Source organism: Streptomyces sp. NPDC102274 (assembly GCF_044766385.1).
In the GTDB taxonomy this organism is placed as follows: Bacteria; Actinomycetota; Actinomycetes; order Streptomycetales; family Streptomycetaceae; genus Streptomyces.
The window spans coordinates 1-1,418 of record NZ_JBIWLW010000106.1 but is presented as its reverse complement, the minus strand read 5'-3'; the positions used below and the strand labels follow the sequence as shown (position 1 = coordinate 1,418).

General features: G+C 55.6%; 1 rRNA gene (running past one end of the window). It reads left to right on the top strand.

Annotation, left to right across the window (positions count from 1 at the left end):
- Positions 1-1,396 (top strand): 23S ribosomal RNA (locus tag ACIRQP_RS41990) (it extends 1,555 nt beyond the left edge of the window).
- The last annotated feature ends 22 nt before the right edge of the window (positions 1,397-1,418 follow it).

Below are 1,418 nucleotides of genomic sequence, written 5' to 3'. Positions count from 1 at the left end.
GTGCCTGAGACCTGATGCCGAGCCGATTGTGGTGAAGTGGATGATCCTATGCTGTCGAGAAAAGCCTCTAGCGAGTTTCATGGCGGCCCGTACCCTAAACCGACTCAGGTGGTCAGGTAGAGAATACCGAGGCGTTCGGGTGAACTATGGTTAAGGAACTCGGCAAAATGCCCCCGTAACTTCGGGAGAAGGGGGGCCACTCTTGGTGATGGGATTTTCTCCTTGAGCTTGGGGTGGCCGCAGAGACCAGCGAGAAGCGACTGTTTACTAAAAACACAGGTCCGTGCGAAGCCGTAAGGCGATGTATACGGACTGACGCCTGCCCGGTGCTGGAACGTTAAGGGGACCGGTTAGTCAATCTTCGGGTTGGCGAAGCTGAGAACTTAAGCGCCAGTAAACGGCGGTGGTAACTATAACCATCCTAAGGTAGCGAAATTCCTTGTCGGGTAAGTTCCGACCTGCACGAATGGCGTAACGACTTCTCGACTGTCTCAACCATAGGCCCGGTGAAATTGCACTACGAGTAAAGATGCTCGTTTCGCGCAGCAGGACGGAAAGACCCCGGGACCTTTACTATAGTTTGATATTGGTGTTCGGTTCGGCTTGTGTAGGATAGGTGGGAGACTGTGAAGCTTGGACGCCAGTTCAGGTGGAGTCGTCGTTGAAATACCACTCTGGTCGTGCTGGATGTCTAACCTGGGTCCGTGATCCGGATCAGGGACAGTGTCTGATGGGTAGTTTAACTGGGGCGGTTGCCTCCTAAAGAGTAACGGAGGCGCCCAAAGGTTCCCTCAGCCTGGTTGGTAATCAGGTGTTGAGTGTAAGTGCACAAGGGAGCTTGACTGTGAGACCGACGGGTCGAGCAGGGACGAAAGTCGGGACTAGTGATCCGGCGGTGGCTTGTGGAAGCGCCGTCGCTCAACGGATAAAAGGTACCCCGGGGATAACAGGCTGATCTTCCCCAAGAGTCCATATCGACGGGATGGTTTGGCACCTCGATGTCGGCTCGTCGCATCCTGGGGCTGGAGTCGGTCCCAAGGGTTGGGCTGTTCGCCCATTAAAGCGGTACGCGAGCTGGGTTTAGAACGTCGTGAGACAGTTCGGTCCCTATCCGCTGTGCGCGTAGGAGTCTTGAGAAGGGCTGTCCCTAGTACGAGAGGACCGGGACGGACGAACCTCTGGTGTGCCAGTTGTTCTGCCAAGGGCATGGCTGGTTGGCTACGTTCGGAAAGGATAACCGCTGAAAGCATCTAAGCGGGAAGCCTGCTTCGAGATGAGGACTCCCACCTCCTTTGAGGGGTTAAGGCTCCCAGTAGACGACTGGGTTGATAGGCCGGATATGGAAGCCAGGTGACTGGTGGAGTTGACCGGTACTAATAGGCCGAGGGCTTGTCCTCAGTTGCTCGCGTCCACTGTGT